Genomic DNA, 14,762 nt, shown 5'->3' with positions numbered 1-14,762 from the left:
GCCCTCACAGTCACCCAAAATCTCCCTGCCGCCATCGCAGGCAAGCCCGCTCCCACATTTGACTGGGTTCACACATCAAAATGTGGGAGGGGGCTTGCTCCCGAAGGGGCCCTCACAGTCACCCAAAATCTCCCTGCCGCCATCGCAGGCAAGCCAGCTCCCACATTTGACGGGGTTCACACATCAAAATGTGGGAGGGGGCTTGCTCCCGAAGAGGCCCTCACAGTCACCAAAATCTCCCTGCCGCCATCGCAGGCAAGCCAGCGTGAACACAGTCAACCTGTGGGAGCCGGGCTTGCCCGCGATGAGGCCCTCACAACCGCTACACATTCCGCTACCGCAACCCATCGCGAAACTGCCCCGGTGTCATCCCCGTCCAGCGCTTGAACGCCCGATTGAAACTGCTGGTATCGGCAAAGCCCAGCAAATGGCTGATCTCGGCCAACGAACACTGCGGGTCCCGCAGGTGCAGCAGCGCCAGGTTCTCGCGGCACTCATTGAGCAGCGCATCAAACCGACAGCCTTCATCCGCCAGATGCCGCTGCAAACTGCGCAGGCTCAGGTGCAGCGCCTGGGCGATCCGCTCGGCACTTGGCTCGCCCTCCGGCAATTGCGCCTCAATGGCCGCGCGCACCTTGCGCTCCCAGGTCAGCGGTTGTAACTGGGCAAGCGTGCGTTTGAGCACCGTTTCATTGTGTTCGGCCAACTCGGGGTTGGCGTCATCCAGATGGCTGTCGAAGTCCCTTGCGGCAAATTCCAGGCGGTCTTCCTCAGCGCCAAAAAACACCGGCGCGCGAAAGACCGTGTGCCACGGCTTGGCGTCAGCCGGCTCCGGCCGTCGCAGGTGCACCGCCAGCGGCGCGTACTCCCGGCCCAGTCGATTACGGCAGGTGCGCACATAGATCGCCGCAAATGCATCAATCGCTTCCAGTGCCGGCGCCGGGCTGCCCGGTGGCTGCAGCAGGCGAAAGTGGTAGCGCTCGCCCTCTCGGCTAAGCTCCAGCGTCAGGGCATCACTGACCACCTGGTGATAACGCACGATCCGCTCGAACACCTCGCGCAAGCTGCCGCTGGCCACCAAGGCATAACCCAGCGCATGAAAGGTCGTGGGGCTGACAAACCGCGACACCCGCAACCCGATCGCGGGATCGCCGCTGGCCTGCACTGCCAGTTCCCACAAGCGCGTGGTCGCCGACAGCGGATAACGCGCGTTGGGGTCGTCCATCTGCTGTGGGTCGAGCCCGGCCTGGGCGCACAGCGCGGCGCTGTCGAGGTCCAGGGCATCGAGCTGTTTGCGCAGGGCGCGGGTCCAGCTGGCGAGCGAAGTGGGTTCGGTCATGGCGATTGGCGCTTGCGGTCAACAGGTTGGCGTGTGGGGCTGATGCCCTGGCGCACCGCTTGGGCCAGGATGCATCTATCAATAAACAAGAGGATGGAAGCATGGACGGTACTTCTGCAAGTCCCCAGCAGATGAATGCGCAACAGCGTTCAGCGCATATTCGCGAAGTGGTGCTCGCCGAAGGCGCCAGATTGCGCCAGCAGCACCCCTGGCTGCAGCATCAGGACGCGTTGGGCGCGGGCATCCTGGCCTTCGCGTTGCTCGGCATGCTCGGCTCGGCGGCGCTCTATATCACTGGGCATATGGCCTGGTGGGTGTGCCTGCTGCTCAATGCCTTCCTCGCCTCGCTGACCCACGAGCTGGAACACGACCTGATCCACAGCATGTACTTTCGCAAGCAACGCCTGCCGCACAATCTGATGATAGGCCTGGTGTGGCTGGCGCGGCCGAGTACGATCAACCCGTGGATACGCCGCCACCTGCACCTTAATCACCACAAGGTTTCCGGGACCGAAACCGATATGGAGGAGCGCGCCATCACCAATGGCGAGCCGTGGGGTTTTGCGCGGTTGCTGATGGTGGGGGATAACGTGATGTCGGCGTTTATCCGCATGCTGCGTGCGAAAACCTGGAGCCACAAACTCAAGATCCTCAAGCGCTCGCTGCTGGTGTACGCGCCATTGGCGCTGCTGCATTGGGGCGCGTGGTATGTGTTCCTTGGCTTCCATGCCGCCAATGGCATTGCCAGCCTGATGGGCGTGCCGATCGAGTGGTCAGCCAACACCTTGCAGATGATGCAGGTGATCGACATCGCCGCCGTGGTGATCATCGGCCCCAACGTGCTGCGCACCTTTTGCCTGCATTTTGTCAGCTCCAACATGCACTACTACGGCGATGTGGAGCTGGGCAATGTGATCCAGCAGACCCAGGTATTGAACCCGTGGTGGATGTGGCCGCTGCAGGCGTTTTGTTTCAACTTCGGCAGCACCCATGGCATCCATCATTTTGTGGTGAAGGAACCGTTCTACATCCGCCAGATGACGGCCAAGGTGGCGCACAAGGTCATGGCCGACATGGGCGTGCGCTTCAATGATTTTGGGACGTTTTCGCGGGCCAATCGGCTCGGCTTTCCACCGCCAGCAGGGTTTCGATCAGCGCCTTTGCCGCAGGCGACAAACGAACCCCAGCGCGGCTGACCACGCCGCAGTGGTTGTTCAAACTGTCCAGGGTGTGAGGTAGGTTGCGCCAGTGCAGCACCACTAGCTCACCGCTGAGGAACGCGTCGACGAAGGCTTCTTCAGCCCCCAAGCCAATGGCGTCTGACTGCCGCACGATGGTGGCCAGCGCGGGAAACTGCTCAAGCTCGACAGCGGGCGCAAAGTCGATGCGCCCGCTGAGGTTGGCCAGCAATTTTCGAATGCCGGGTGGCATCAATGGCGCGGCCAGCGGGTAGCCGAACAGGTCATTGGTGGAGAGGCTGTCCTTGGCCAGCAGCGGGTGCCCGGCGCGGCAGAAAAATACCGTGCGCCGTGGGGTAAGGGCCCGGGTCTGAAAATTCGGATCGGCTTCAAAGTGACGCACATCGGCGATAAAGAATTCGATCTCTTCCCGGCTCAGGCTGCGCCCCAGTTTTTCCCAGTTATCCACCTGCAAGGCGGTGTGGACCTTGGGGTAGGTCGTGATAAAACGGGCTATCGCCAGGGGCACCAGGTTGACCGCCGCCACGGCGTCACTTCCAAAACGTACCTCGCCGGCGTCGAGCTTGGTCATGCGCGTGACTTCATGGCTCAACAACGCCGCACCTTGCACCAGGCCCAGGGCGTGCTGCAGCACCACCTGGCCTTCGGGGGTAGGGCGCAGGTCCTTATTGGCGCGGTCCACCAGTACGCAGCCGAACTCCTGCTCCAAACCCTGGATGCTGCGGCTAAAGGCCGGCTGGGTAATGCCCATGGCGTCGGCGGCGCGCACGAAACTGCGGTACTTGTTCAGCGCAATGAAGTAGCGCAGTTGGCGGAGATCCATAGGGGCCCGGCGTCCGAAAGGAGAACCCGGATTTTAAGGGGCGCGCTTATTCCGTCAACGAAGCGTGTTTGTTTTATCTAGACCTTAAATGCATATCTATAGAGCAGGCACCGTGCGATAGGTGGCTGGGCTGAACACCCGCGTCACCAGCAACATCGCCACCACCGTCACTGTCAGCACCACCCAGGCGCTGACAAAATTGCCGGTAAGTTCGCGCAGCCAGCCGGTCAGCCACGGCGAAATCGCGTTGATCAAAAAACCTACGCCTTGCACGAAAGCCGCCAGTTGCCCGGCTTGGCGCGGGTCGCGGTGGTGGTCCAGGGTCAGCAGCAGGCTCAGGGCAAAACACGCGCCCAGGCCGAAACCGCACAGCGCTACCCACAGGTGGGGATACTCCTGCGGCGCGATGATCAGGCCGAGGTAGCCGATGGTTTGCGCCAGCAGGCTGATGCCCAGCAAGGGCCGACGGTCGATACCGCGTTGCGCCAGCACCGGCATCAGCAGCGCGGCGATCACCTGGAAGATGGTCATGAAGGCCAGCAACGAGCCACTCGGCAATACGCCCCAGCCCAGTTGCTGATAGTACGCAGGCAGCCACGCCACCATGCTCATATAGCCGCAATTGACCAAACCGAAGTACAGCGCCAACAGCCAGGCCCGCCGGTTGCGCAGGCCCTTGAACGCGGGTGCTGCCTGCGGGTTTCTCGCCGCGCCCAACGGCAACAAGGCCCATAGCAATAACGCCCCCAGCGCCGGCAACAGCCACACACCCAACCCCGCCTGCCATTGCTGGAAATGCGTGGCCACCACCGGGCTGAGCAACGCTGCCAGGCCGCCACCGGCCATCAGCGAAGCGGAATACACGCCCATCGCCACCGGCACGCGGTGGTGAAATTCGCGCTTGATCATCGCCGGCACCAACGCCTGGATCAGCGCCACACCGGCGCCACCGAGCAATGCCGTGACCAGCAACGCCGACGCCTGGCCCATCAGCCAACGCGCCAGGCATGCCAGCAGAATCATCATTAAACCCAGGGCAATGCCACGCCGTTCGCCGAGTCGTACCTCCACACGCACGCCGACCAGCGCCACCAGGCCCATGCACACCACCGGCAGGCTGGTGAGCAACGCACTGCTCTGGAAACTCAGGCCGGTGGCCTGGCGAATCTCGCCGAGCAAGGGGCTGATGGAACTGAGGATTGGCCGCAGGTTAAGGCCGAGCACCACCAGCAGGCCCCAGCCGGCAAAGGATTTATTCAGGGTCATGCAGGGCTTTCCATCGCTGATACAGCGCGGTCATGGCGGCGTCGGGCAGGTGTTGGATCGGCAGGCGCTGTTCGCTCAACGGCAGGCCGACCTGTTGCCCAATCACCGCCGTCGACAGGCCGAACGGCTCGGCCATTGCGTTGCTGGCAGCAAACACCACGCGCTCTACGCCGCACAGGTACATGGCGCTCAAGCACATTGGGCATGGCTGGCCGCTGGCGTATATCACACAGCCTTCCAGGCGCGCGCCTACGCGTTGACTGGCCGCGCGAATCGCCAGCAGCTCGGCGTGGGCGGTGGGGTCCTGGGTCAGGTGGATCTCATTCACGGCTTCCACCAGCACCTCGCCATTGAGTGTCAGCACGGCGCCAAACGGTCGGCCACCTTTGGCCACGTTGGCGCTGGCCAGGGCTATGGCGCGTTGCAGGTGCTGATGATCGTCGGTCATTGCGGTCCCTCTGGGCAGAATGGAAGGTGAAGTATGGTCAGCTGCCGGAGTATTCTGAAATTAAATATAACCATGCCAACCAGTGGCAAATGGAATGGTGACGCGCCATGTTCGATCCCGTGTTGTTACGCAGTTTTGTTGCCGTGGTGGACTGCGGTAACTTCACCCGCGCTGCCGAGCGCCTGCACTTGACCCAATCCACCGTGAGCCAGCAGATCCGTCGCCTGGAAGATGCCGTGGCGTGCCATTTGCTGGACCGCGACCAACGCCGCGTGGTGGCCACCGCCGAGGGCGAGCGCTTGCTGGCCTATGCGCGGCGCATTCTGGCACTGCATGAAGAAGCTGCCGACGTGTTGATCAGCCAGCAAAGCGACGGGGTGTTGCGCCTCGGGGTGCCGGAGGACTTTGCCGCCGAGCGCCTGATGCCGTTGCTGTCGGCGTTCGTAGTGGCCTTCCCGCGAGTGCGCCTGGAGGTGACCAGTGGTCTGGGCCCGGAGTTGCAACGGCAGTACCGCGCGGGTGAGTTCGACGTGTTGCTGGTCAAGCAGATGGGTGACAGCGATGACTGCCTGGCCTCATGGCCGGAACCGTTGTGCTGGGTGGACAGCCGCACCGCGCCGTCATTGGGGCGCGACCCGCTGCCCCTGGTGGCGTTTCCAGTGGGCGGTTTGTACCGCAATGAAATGCTCCACCACCTGGAAGTCGGCGGCTGGCGTTGGCGCATCGGCTATTCCAGCGCCAGCCTGGCCAGTGTGTGTTCGGCCGTGGCAGCGGGGTTGGGTATCAGCCTGTTGCCGCAACGGGTGATGCAGCCTGGCCATTTGATACTTGGCAATGAAAGTGGTTTGCCGAAGGTGCAGGGTGTGCGTCTGGCGCTTTATGGCCGCAGTGGTTTGGGGGCGGCCGGGCAGGCATTGCAGGACCAATTGCTCGATTTGTGTACAAATAACCCGCACTGAACCATGCCTTCACTGAATATTTTGCATGCCTGAAAAGCATGGGAAAACAGCCGCTTCGCGCCAGCCCGCGAGGGGCGGGGTTCTGGCATTTCCCAGCGATGCTTTTATGCAATTTAGATCTATCTATAACTTTAAAGATTACTTTAAGAGATAAGCGTCTAACCCCGATGATTCAGCCCTCGACGGCCGCTTTGGCAGGCCCGTCGGTTTTTTGGTGTGAAAACCGTAGGGAGTGAATCAATGGGCAATGTCCAGACCGCCGCCAGTGCACGTGAGGCGCAATGGCGCCAGGCACCGGGTGGTGAGTTGGTCGACCTTGGCCGACCGCACCGCGCGCCGTTGGGGCAATTGCGCTTGCAGAAAACCCCCAAGCGCTTCTCGAGTCGTCGCGAAGGGGTTCTACTCGGGTTGCTGGTGTTGGTCCTGCACGGTGCGGTGATCTATTGGGTCAGCCAGAAGCCCACGCCGGTATTGCCGATTGTGCCGCCGGAAATCCCGCCGATGACCATCGAATTTTCCCAGCCGGCGCCGCCGGTGGTTGAACCGCCACCGCCCGTGCCGCCACCGCCGCCGCCCTTAGTCGAGCCACCGCCGCCGGTGGTGGATGAGCTGGCCGCCAGGCCGGCGCCGCCCAAACCGGTGCCTAAACCGAAACCCAAGCCAGTGCCAAAGCCTGAGCCCAAGCCCGTACCCAAAGCGGTTGAGCCGCCGGCCGTGCCACCGACGCCCGCGCCTCCAGCGCCTCCCGCACCGGCTGCTGCGCCATCGCCGGCACCGGTGACACCCGCTTCGGCCAACGCTGCGTACCTGAAGAACCCGGCGCCGGAGTATCCGTCGCTGGCCCAGCGTCGCGGTTGGGAAGGCACGGTGTTGTTGCGGGTGCACGTGTTGGCCAGCGGTAAGCCGGGCGAGATCCAGATCCAGAAAAGCAGCGGTCGCCAACCACTCGACGACGCCGCCCTGACGGCGGTGAAACGTTGGAGCTTCGTGCCGGCCAAGCAAGGCGATGTGGCCCAGGACGGCTGGGTCAGCGTGCCGATCGATTTCAAGATTCACTAACTATTCGGCTGCGGTGTGTTGGACACGTCGCGACCTGCACAGAGGGAAAACATCATGGCATTGGCATCTCCCGTTGAATCCATCGAAAGCGCGGTGATCTGGCTGCTGGTGGCCTTTTCGGTCGCCACCTGGGGCTTTGCCCTGCTCAAGGGCGTGCAGTTCGGTCGCCTCAAGGCGCAGGATCGCAAATTCCATAATCAGTTCTGGGCGGCGTCGAGTCTCGACTCTGCCGCTGAACTGGCCGAAACCCAACCCGGCGCCGCGGCCCGTGTGGCCCAGGCCGGTTATGCCGCGATCCAGGTCGGTGACGCGCCACACGCTGCGGACTTGAGCCAGGCCATCAACCACCAGGACCGTCTCGAGCGTGCTCTGCGCCAGCAAATCGTACGGGAGCGTCGCTCCCTGGAAACCGGCCTGGCCGTGGTCGCGAGTATCGGCAGCACCTCGCCGTTTATCGGTCTTTTCGGCACTGTGTGGGGGATCATGGAAGCGCTGAAGGGGATCAGCGCCGCCGGTTCCGCCAGCCTGGAAACCGTGGCCGGCCCGATTGGTGCGGCGCTGGTTGCCACCGGCGTCGGTATCGCCGTCGCCGTGCCGGCAGTGTTGGTCTACAACTACTTCCTGCGCCGCCTGAAGCTGACGGCAGCCGACCTGGATGACTTTGCCCACGACTTTTACAGCCTGGCGCAGAAGAACTCCTTCCGCGTGCTGCTGCACCCTGCGCTGACCAAAAGCGCGGCTGGTAACCCGCAAAAAGTGAAGGAGGCGTCCTGAGATGGCCTTCTCCACGCAAGACAGCGATGAGGTGCTGAGCGAAATCAACGTAACGCCGCTGGTGGACGTGATGCTGGTGCTGCTGGTGGTGTTTATCGTCACTGCGCCGCTGCTGACCAATGCGATTCCGATCAACCTGCCCAAGACCCAGGCCGTGGCCCCGGTGGAGCAGAGAGACCCGCTGGTGGTGAGCATCGACGGCGCCGGCAAACTGTTTGTCAACAAGGACGAAATCCAGCCGGACCTGCTGGAATTCAACCTGCAGGCGGCCAAGGCCAAGGACCCCGATGTGCGGGTGCAACTGCAGGCGGACGATGGCGTGAACTATGGCGAAGTGGCGCGAGCCATGGCGTCTATCGAACGCGCGGGCATTACCAAGCTGTCGGTGATTACCGCCCGTTAGTTTCAAAAGTATCGACAATTTTTGGGCCGTCTCCTTGGCAGGGTGCGGCCTTTTTTTTGCCTGGAATTTACCCCACACCGAAAGTCTCACTGAGTAACCCGATCAATGTGGGGGCTGGCAAGCCAGCTCCCACATTTCGATCCTTTTTGAATTTGATATTTTGGTTATTAATAAATAGCTTCTTATTCCTTAACGAATATAAACCGCGTCCCTATACTGGTCAGCAACGTTAAACGCTGCAGGAGGGCACACCCATGCACAGCGAGTCGATTCGTTATCTGATCGTGCCGGGCTGGCAAGGATCGCCAGAAGATCATTGGCAAAGTCATTGGCAAAACAGCCTGCCCAACAGTGCGCGTGTGGAGCAGGCCGATTGGCTGACGCCGCGTCGCGAAGACTGGGTGGCCGCACTGGCCGAGGCCATCGCCGCCGACAGCACCCCCGTAATCCTGATCGCCCATAGCCTGGGTTGCATCACCGTCGCCCATTGGGCGGCCACTGCGCCGGTGCATTTTTTGCGTCAGGTGCGTGGCGCCTTGCTGGTGGCCCCGGCGGATGTCGAACGTCCGGCCTGTTCACCGGCCTTGCGCAACTTCGCGCCGATCCCGACCGACCTGTTGCCGTTTCCCAGCCAGGTGGTCAGTTCCGACAACGACAGTGCCGTCAGCGCCCCCAGGGCTCTGGAGCTGGCACGTCACTGGGGCGCCGAAGCCGGCATTCTGTCCGGTGCCGGGCATATCAATGTGAAGTCCGGCCACCAGCGTTGGGAGCAGGGTTTCGCCTATTTGTATCGCCTCCAGAGCCGCCTCGAGCATCACGCCCGGCGCACTGCCTGATCTTTTTTCAACGCCCCGTCCCTGAGTGGATTTGGGGCGGGAGCCTGCCATGAGTCATGAAACCTTCGGCCAGCCACTGCTGACCTTCCCCGACGCCGAAAAGAGCCCGCTGAGCATTCGCGCCAAGGCATTGGTGTTCGTCGACCCCCGTTCGCGGCAACTGCGCGAAGAGTTGGAAAGCCTCGCGCCGCGTGCCTTGCCCGTACTGATTCGTGGCGAGACCGGTAGCGGTAAAGAGCTGTTGGCGCGGCATATCCACCGTGGCAGCGACCGCGCCGGGCTGTTTGTTTCGGTCAATTGCGGCGCGATCAGCCCTACCTATGCCGACGCCGAACTGTTCGGCTATGCCGCCGGCAGCCACAGCGGCGCGGCCAGCAGTCGGGCGGGGTGGTTTGGTTCGGCCAACGGCGGCACCTTGTATCTGGACGAGATCGGCGACTTACCGCTGCCAATCCAGGTGAAATTGCTCGCCGCCCTGGAGAACCATGAGGTCACCCGTGTCGGCGCCCACCAGCCCAGCCCGGTGGATGTGCGGCTGGTCGCGGCTACCAGCATCGACCTGGCCCAGGCCGTGGCCGCCGGGAAATTTCATGAGCGTTTGTTCCACTACTTGAACGAGGGCCAACTGGACCTGCCGGCTTTGCGCGAGCGTGTTGGCGACATTCTGTCCCTGGCCGAATACTTCCTCGGCATCTACAGCCAGCGCCTTGACCTGCCGGTGCCGCTGATCAGCGACGCCGCCCAACGCGTGCTGGAACACCACAGTTGGCCGGGCAACACCCGCGAGCTGGAAAACGTTATTCACTTCGCGCTGCTGGTGAGCAGTGGCGATGAAATTTTGCCCGAGCATCTGAATTTGCCGGTGGCGGGCTCGCCGTTGGAGCAGTTGCAACGAATTTTCGCCAGCGCCAGCCCCGCTGAGCAACAAACCTTGCTCAAATTCCTACATGAACAAAATGGAATATCAACGTGAATAAAAGATATTGTTCGGGAATAAAAAATCTAGGTATTGTCCATCCCACGCCGCGATAGCACTTCGCTGGCACAGCACAAAAAAACGGTCGTCAGAGACGCCCCGGAATTTCGATAAGGACACTGCATGAAAAAGGTTCTGTTGTTTACCGCACTGGCGGCTGCCCTGACTGCAAGCTTCGCCCAGGCCAACGAGAAACTGGTCGTTGCCGCCACCCCGATCCCGCACGCCGAGATCCTTGAGCTGGTCAAGCCGACCCTGGCCAAAGAAGGCGTGGACCTGGAGATCAAGGTTTTCACTGACTATGTACAGCCCAACACACAGGTTGCCGAGAAGCGCCTGGACGCCAACTACTTCCAGACCCTGCCGTACCTGGAAAACTTCAACAAGGGCAAGGGCACCAACCTGGTCACTGTGATTGGCGTGCACGTTGAACCCATCGGCGGTTACTCGAAGAAGATCAAGAATATTTCCGAGCTTAAAGACGGCGCTACCGTGGCCATCCCGAACGAAGGCTCCAACAGTGGTCGCGCCCTGCTGCTGCTGCAAAAGAACGGTCTGATTACGCTGAAAGACCCGACCAATGCACTGTCCACGCCTAAAGACATCGCTTCGAACCCAAAACACCTGAAATTCAAAGAGCTGGAATCGGCCCTGCTGCCACGCGTGCTGGACCAGGTTGACCTGGACGTGATCAACACCAACTACGCCCTGGAAGCTGGCCTGAACCCGGCGAAAGACGCGCTGATCATCGAAGATGCCAAGTCGCCTTACGTGAACTTCCTGGTCGCACGTCCAGACAACAAGGACAGCGACGCTATCCAGAAACTGGCCAAGGCGCTGACCAGCCCGGAAGTCAAAGCCTTCATCGAGAAGAAGTACAACGGCGCGGTAGTGCCTGCGTTCTGATGTAAACAAAACCCCCTTCAAGGTTTGAACGCCGACGGCTTCTACAGCGTCGGCGTTTTTTTATTGGCCTGGAAATACGGGCAAGAACTGTGGGAGCTGGCTTGCCTGCGATAGCGGTCTGTCAGTTACAGATGCTCTGTCTGATACACCGCATTCGCGAGCAAGCCCGCTCCCACATTGGACCTTCAGCGTTTCAGAGCACGCGGCTATTGATCGCCCTGCGCAACGCCACCAACCACTTCACCAGTTCCTGCGGATCCATCGGTTTCACTTCGTTCATTGCTCATTCCCTCGAAAAAACAGCCTTCCCTCGACCCGAAGACCATAGCCGCCACCGGCCAAACCCGCGAATCCGGCGGTTATCTTTTTGGGTGATATCAATATGCTATTTAGGTATTTAAATTTTGCTTTTTATACCTTTAAAGTTCGCGCTACCCGACGTTACCCACGCCGGAACGGACTGCGCTCGCTGCATTACCCTTGCGGCGTCATGGACTCACAATGACTTTCGATTTCGCTTTTATCCTCAGCACCTTGCCGGCGTTTCTCAACGCCGTAGGGGTGACGCTGCAAGTGGGCTTGATCGCCATTGCCACCTCCTTGCTGGTGGCGCTGATCAACGCCGCGCTGCTGGTGTTTCGCACGCCTTACCTGTCACGCCTGGTGGCGTTGTATGTGGAGTTGGCGCGTAACACGCCGCTGCTCATCCAACTGTTTTTCGTGTACTTCGCCTTGCCCGCCCTGGGTTTCAATATTTCCGGGTTCTGGGCAGCCATCATCACCATGACCTTCCTCGGCGGCGCCTACCTCACCGAAGTGCTGCGCGCCGGTGTGGAAGCCGTGCCGCTGGCGCAGATCGAGTCGGGCAAATCCATCGGCCTGTCCGACTGGCAATTGCTGCGCCATGTGATCCTGCCCCAGGCCGGCATTCTCAGCCTGCCGGCGCTGTTCGCCAATTTCATCTTCCTGCTCAAGGAGACCACCGTGGTGTCTGCCGTGGCGGTGCCGGAGATTCTCTACACCACCAAGAGTTACATCGCGCTCTACTACAAGACCTACGAAATGCTCGCCGTGCTGACGCTGATTTGCGTGCTGTTGTTCTTGCCGCTGTCGCTGCTGCTCAGCCGCCTGGAAAGGAGGCTCCAGCATGGCCAGTTCGGGTCTTGAGCTGTTGTGGGTGTCGTTGCCGCAACTGGGCAAGGGCGCTGCGCAAACCCTGTCGATTTCTTTTTTGAGCATCGTTTTCAGCACCGTCGGTGGCGTGCTGTACGGCGTGTTACGCACGCTGAATAACCAGCTGATCAACCTCGTGCTGCGGGTTTACCTGGAACTGTTCCGGGCGATTCCGGTGCTGGTGTGGTTGTACCTGTTGTTTTTCGGCCTGCCGATTTTCTTCGGCCTGAGCATCCCGAGCTTCTGGTGCGCGGTGCTGGTGCTGTCGCTATGGGGCGCCAGCGAGGTCGGCGAAGTGGTGCGCGGCGCGTTGCATTCGCTGCCGCGTGGCCAGCGTGAAGCCGGCTTGTCGATTGGGTTGTCCGACCCGCAGTTATACGGCTATGTCCTGTTGCCCCAGGCCCTCAAGCGCATGACGCCGCCGACCATCAACGTCTACACGCGGATCATCAAGACCAGTTCCCTGGCCGTGCTGATCGGTGTGGTGGATGTGATCAAGGTCGGTCAGCAAATCATCGAGCGCACCTATGAGTCGGTACTGATCTACGGCGTGCTGTTCCTGTTTTTCTTCTTTATCTGCTACCCGTTGTCGGCCGCCTCCAAGGTGCTGGAACGGCGATGGGCCCAAGCATGAGCGCATTGATCGAGTTCCAGGGTTTCAACAAATTCTTCGGTGAGCAGCAGGTGCTCAAAGGCATCGACTTGAGGGTACAAAGCGGCGAAGTAGTGGTGATCCTCGGTCCCAGCGGCTGCGGTAAAAGCACTTTGTTGCGCTGCCTTAACGGCCTTGAAGTGGCGCACAGCGGCAGCCTGCGCTTTGCCGGCAAGGAGCTGTTGGACAAACACACGGACTGGCGCCAAGTGCGCCAGGACGTAGGCATGGTGTTCCAGAGCTACCATTTGTTCCCGCACATGAGCGTGCTCGACAACATCCTGCTCGGCCCGCTGAAAGTGCAAAAACGCGACCCACGCGAAGCCCGCGAGCAGGCAGAAAAACTGCTGGAACGCGTGGGCCTGGCCGACAAGCGCGATGCCTATCCGCGTCAGCTTTCCGGTGGTCAGCAACAACGCATCGCCATCGTCCGCTCGTTGTGCATGAACCCCCAGGTCATGCTGTTTGACGAAGTCACCGCCGCCCTCGACCCAGAGATGGTCAAGGAGGTGCTGGAGGTGATCCAGGGCTTGGCCCGCGATGGCATGACCCTGCTGATCGTCACCCACGAAATGGCCTTCGCCCGCGCCGTCGCCGACCGCGTGGTGTTTATGGAGGCCGGTCGCATCCTCGAACAAAACACCCCCGAGGAATTCTTTACGAACCCGCAAACCGCACGCGCGCAGCAGTTCCTGGAGAAGTTCTCCTTTGTTTCAACACTGCCCAAAAAGACCAAGGAACTGGAGCTGATATGAAAACTGCCAAGTTATTACTGCCACTGCTCGCCGTCGCATTGCTGGCCGGCTGCGATAAGAAGGCCGAAGCGCCCGCGAAACCCGCCGCCGCTGTGAGCTACATCGACAAGATCAAGGCGCGCGACAAGCTGATCGTCGGCGTGTTTACCGACAAGCCGCCGTTCGGCTTTGTGAACGAAGCCGGTCGCTACGTCGGCTTCGATACCGACATCGGCCGCCAATTCGCCAAGGACCTGCTGGGCGATGAAAACAAAGTCGAATTCGTCGCCGTCGAGCCGGCCAGCCGTATACCGTTTCTGCAAAGTGACAAAGTCGACCTGATCCTCGCCAACATGACCGTGACCCCGGAGCGCAAGGAAGCGGTGGACTTCACCAACCCCAACCTGAAAGTCGCGGTACAGGCGCTGGTGCCGCAGGACAGCTCGGTGAAAAGCCTGGATGACCTGGCCACCCGCACCACCATCGTCACCACCGGCACCACTGCCGATATCTGGCTGACCAAGAACCACCCGGACTGGAAACTGCTCAAGTTCGAGAAAAACTCCGAGTCACTGCAAGCGTTGTCGGCCGGTCGTGGGGACGCGTATGCACAGGACAACCTGGTGCTGTTCAGCTGGGCCAAGCAGAACCCGGGCTACCGCGTACTGGAACAGAAACTCGGTGATGAAGCGCCGATTGCGCCAGCGGTGAAGAAGGGCAATGTCGAACTGCGTGACTGGGTGAATACCGAGTTGGCGAAGTTGGGTGAAGAGAAGTTTTTGCTCAAGCTGTATGACCAATACGTGCGTAAAGAGCTGAGCGATGACACCAAGCCTGAGAGTGTGATTGTTGAAGGCGGGAAGTGGCAGGGCTGATCCTTCGCTGACGGTTACACCGCTATCGCAGGCAAGCCAGCTCCCACAGGGGTTTGGCGGCGCTAGGTGGTCTTGTGGTACTGGCTTATGTAGCGGGCAGAGCGCGGCCAATCTGACAGACGAAGATCCAAAGGTGGGAGCGGGCTTGCCCGCGAAGGCGGTGTGTCAGTCACTGGCAATATCGACTGATTTACCGCTATCGCGGGCAAGCCCGCTTCCACAGAGGTTTGGCGGCGCTGGGTGGTCTTGTGGTACTGGCTTATGTAGCGGGCAGAGTGCGGCCAATCTGATAGACGCAGATCCAAAGGTGGGAGCGGGCTTGCTCGCGAAGGCGGTGTGT

Annotated in this window: 16 protein-coding genes; 12 read left to right on the top strand and 4 right to left on the bottom strand. The window is 60.9% G+C overall.

What is annotated here, in order from left to right; translation table 11 throughout:
- Positions 1–334: 334 nt before the first annotated feature.
- Entirely contained in the window at positions 335–1,339 is a 1,005-nt protein-coding gene (locus ACDZ94_RS07490) for an AraC family transcriptional regulator (RefSeq protein ID WP_064450151.1), read from the bottom strand.
- 101 nt (positions 1,340–1,440) lie between these two features.
- Between ACDZ94_RS07490 and ACDZ94_RS07485 the strand changes: the two genes are divergently transcribed.
- A complete protein-coding gene (locus ACDZ94_RS07485) occupies positions 1,441–2,535 on the top strand; it encodes a fatty acid desaturase (protein ID WP_432751272.1) in 1,095 nt (364 codons plus the stop codon).
- Here the strand turns inward: ACDZ94_RS07485 and ACDZ94_RS07480 are convergent.
- From ACDZ94_RS07480 to ACDZ94_RS07470, 3 genes are all read right to left on the bottom strand, one after another.
- Entirely contained in the window at positions 2,426–3,361 is a 936-nt protein-coding gene (locus tag ACDZ94_RS07480; protein ID WP_407015968.1) for a LysR family transcriptional regulator, read from the bottom strand. The genes ACDZ94_RS07485 and ACDZ94_RS07480 overlap by 110 nt on opposite strands.
- 96 nt (positions 3,362–3,457) lie before the next feature.
- Positions 3,458–4,627: a CynX/NimT family MFS transporter gene (locus ACDZ94_RS07475; RefSeq protein WP_432751271.1), complete on the bottom strand. Its 1,170-nt coding sequence runs from the start codon at positions 4,625–4,627 to the stop codon at positions 3,458–3,460.
- Complete coding sequence (locus ACDZ94_RS07470; RefSeq protein WP_262666750.1) at positions 4,614–5,075, bottom strand: nucleoside deaminase; 462 nt, start codon at positions 5,073–5,075, stop codon at positions 4,614–4,616. The genes ACDZ94_RS07475 and ACDZ94_RS07470 overlap by 14 nt, the downstream gene beginning before the upstream one ends.
- 107 nt (positions 5,076–5,182) lie before the next feature.
- Here ACDZ94_RS07470 and ACDZ94_RS07465 point away from each other — a divergent pair, with 107 nt between their 5' ends.
- The 11 genes from ACDZ94_RS07465 (at position 5,183) to ACDZ94_RS07415 (ending at position 14,422) form a co-directional block, all read left to right on the top strand.
- Positions 5,183–6,034, top strand: a complete 852-nt coding sequence (locus ACDZ94_RS07465) for a LysR family transcriptional regulator (RefSeq protein WP_432751270.1) — start codon at positions 5,183–5,185, stop codon at positions 6,032–6,034.
- Between the two features lie 240 nt (positions 6,035–6,274).
- Entirely contained in the window at positions 6,275–7,093 is an 819-nt protein-coding gene (locus ACDZ94_RS07460; RefSeq protein WP_432751269.1) for an energy transducer TonB, read from the top strand.
- 51 nt (positions 7,094–7,144) lie between these two features.
- Positions 7,145–7,867, top strand: a complete 723-nt coding sequence (locus ACDZ94_RS07455; protein WP_156526313.1) for a MotA/TolQ/ExbB proton channel family protein — start codon at positions 7,145–7,147, stop codon at positions 7,865–7,867.
- A 1-nt stretch (position 7,868) separates the two neighbouring features.
- Positions 7,869–8,270: an ExbD/TolR family protein gene (locus ACDZ94_RS07450; RefSeq protein ID WP_432751268.1), complete on the top strand. Its 402-nt coding sequence runs from the start codon at positions 7,869–7,871 to the stop codon at positions 8,268–8,270.
- Between the two features lie 254 nt (positions 8,271–8,524).
- Complete coding sequence (locus tag ACDZ94_RS07445; protein ID WP_221293638.1) at positions 8,525–9,106, top strand: alpha/beta hydrolase; 582 nt, start codon at positions 8,525–8,527, stop codon at positions 9,104–9,106.
- A gap of 49 nt (positions 9,107–9,155) precedes the next feature.
- Positions 9,156–10,079, top strand: a complete 924-nt coding sequence (locus ACDZ94_RS07440; RefSeq protein ID WP_432751267.1) for a sigma 54-interacting transcriptional regulator — start codon at positions 9,156–9,158, stop codon at positions 10,077–10,079.
- Positions 10,080–10,205: 126 nt separating this feature from the next.
- The gene (locus ACDZ94_RS07435) at positions 10,206–10,988 is read left to right on the top strand and encodes a MetQ/NlpA family ABC transporter substrate-binding protein (RefSeq protein WP_064450162.1); all 783 of its coding nucleotides are present in this window, start codon (positions 10,206–10,208) and stop codon (positions 10,986–10,988) included.
- A gap of 501 nt (positions 10,989–11,489) precedes the next feature.
- Positions 11,490–12,155 (top strand): amino acid ABC transporter permease, encoded by a 666-nt coding sequence (locus ACDZ94_RS07430; RefSeq protein WP_064450163.1) that lies wholly within the window; start codon positions 11,490–11,492, stop codon positions 12,153–12,155.
- Positions 12,136–12,795, top strand: coding sequence for an amino acid ABC transporter permease (locus ACDZ94_RS07425; protein WP_064450164.1), 660 nt, complete (start codon positions 12,136–12,138; stop codon positions 12,793–12,795). Before ACDZ94_RS07430 ends, ACDZ94_RS07425 begins: the two co-directional genes overlap by 20 nt.
- Positions 12,792–13,568, top strand: a complete 777-nt coding sequence (locus ACDZ94_RS07420; RefSeq protein ID WP_064450165.1) for an amino acid ABC transporter ATP-binding protein — start codon at positions 12,792–12,794, stop codon at positions 13,566–13,568. The genes ACDZ94_RS07425 and ACDZ94_RS07420 overlap by 4 nt, the downstream gene beginning before the upstream one ends.
- Positions 13,565–14,422, top strand: a complete 858-nt coding sequence (locus ACDZ94_RS07415) for a transporter substrate-binding domain-containing protein (protein ID WP_064450166.1) — start codon at positions 13,565–13,567, stop codon at positions 14,420–14,422. Before ACDZ94_RS07420 ends, ACDZ94_RS07415 begins: the two co-directional genes overlap by 4 nt.
- Positions 14,423–14,762 lie beyond the last annotated feature (340 nt).

The sequence above is a fragment of the Pseudomonas sp. UBT genome (genome assembly GCF_050915955.1).
In the GTDB taxonomy this organism is placed as follows: Bacteria; Pseudomonadota; Gammaproteobacteria; order Pseudomonadales; family Pseudomonadaceae; genus Aquipseudomonas; species Aquipseudomonas antarctica_A.
This window is presented reverse-complemented; position numbering and strand designations above follow the sequence as displayed.

Excerpts from the sequence above, each read along its gene's own strand:
- ACDZ94_RS07445 (WP_221293638.1), top strand. The coding sequence starts at position 8,525 with ATGCACAGCGAGTCGATTCGTTATCTGATCGTGCCGGGCTGGCAAGGA.
- ACDZ94_RS07415 (WP_064450166.1), top strand. The coding sequence starts at position 13,565 with ATGAAAACTGCCAAGTTATTACTGCCACTGCTCGCCGTCGCATTGCTG.
- ACDZ94_RS07435 (WP_064450162.1), top strand. The coding sequence starts at position 10,206 with ATGAAAAAGGTTCTGTTGTTTACCGCACTGGCGGCTGCCCTGACTGCA.
- ACDZ94_RS07490 (WP_064450151.1), bottom strand. The coding sequence starts at position 1,339 with ATGACCGAACCCACTTCGCTCGCCAGCTGGACCCGCGCCCTGCGCAAA.
- ACDZ94_RS07440 (WP_432751267.1), top strand. The coding sequence starts at position 9,156 with ATGAGTCATGAAACCTTCGGCCAGCCACTGCTGACCTTCCCCGACGCC.
- ACDZ94_RS07450 (WP_432751268.1), top strand. The coding sequence starts at position 7,869 with ATGGCCTTCTCCACGCAAGACAGCGATGAGGTGCTGAGCGAAATCAAC.
- ACDZ94_RS07470 (WP_262666750.1), bottom strand. The coding sequence starts at position 5,075 with ATGACCGACGATCATCAGCACCTGCAACGCGCCATAGCCCTGGCCAGC.
- ACDZ94_RS07465 (WP_432751270.1), top strand. The coding sequence starts at position 5,183 with ATGTTCGATCCCGTGTTGTTACGCAGTTTTGTTGCCGTGGTGGACTGC.
- ACDZ94_RS07480 (WP_407015968.1), bottom strand. The coding sequence starts at position 3,361 with ATGGATCTCCGCCAACTGCGCTACTTCATTGCGCTGAACAAGTACCGC.
- ACDZ94_RS07430 (WP_064450163.1), top strand. The coding sequence starts at position 11,490 with ATGACTTTCGATTTCGCTTTTATCCTCAGCACCTTGCCGGCGTTTCTC.
- ACDZ94_RS07425 (WP_064450164.1), top strand. The coding sequence starts at position 12,136 with ATGGCCAGTTCGGGTCTTGAGCTGTTGTGGGTGTCGTTGCCGCAACTG.
- ACDZ94_RS07460 (WP_432751269.1), top strand. The coding sequence starts at position 6,275 with ATGGGCAATGTCCAGACCGCCGCCAGTGCACGTGAGGCGCAATGGCGC.
- ACDZ94_RS07420 (WP_064450165.1), top strand. The coding sequence starts at position 12,792 with ATGAGCGCATTGATCGAGTTCCAGGGTTTCAACAAATTCTTCGGTGAG.
- ACDZ94_RS07485 (WP_432751272.1), top strand. The coding sequence starts at position 1,441 with ATGGACGGTACTTCTGCAAGTCCCCAGCAGATGAATGCGCAACAGCGT.
- ACDZ94_RS07475 (WP_432751271.1), bottom strand. The coding sequence starts at position 4,627 with ATGACCCTGAATAAATCCTTTGCCGGCTGGGGCCTGCTGGTGGTGCTC.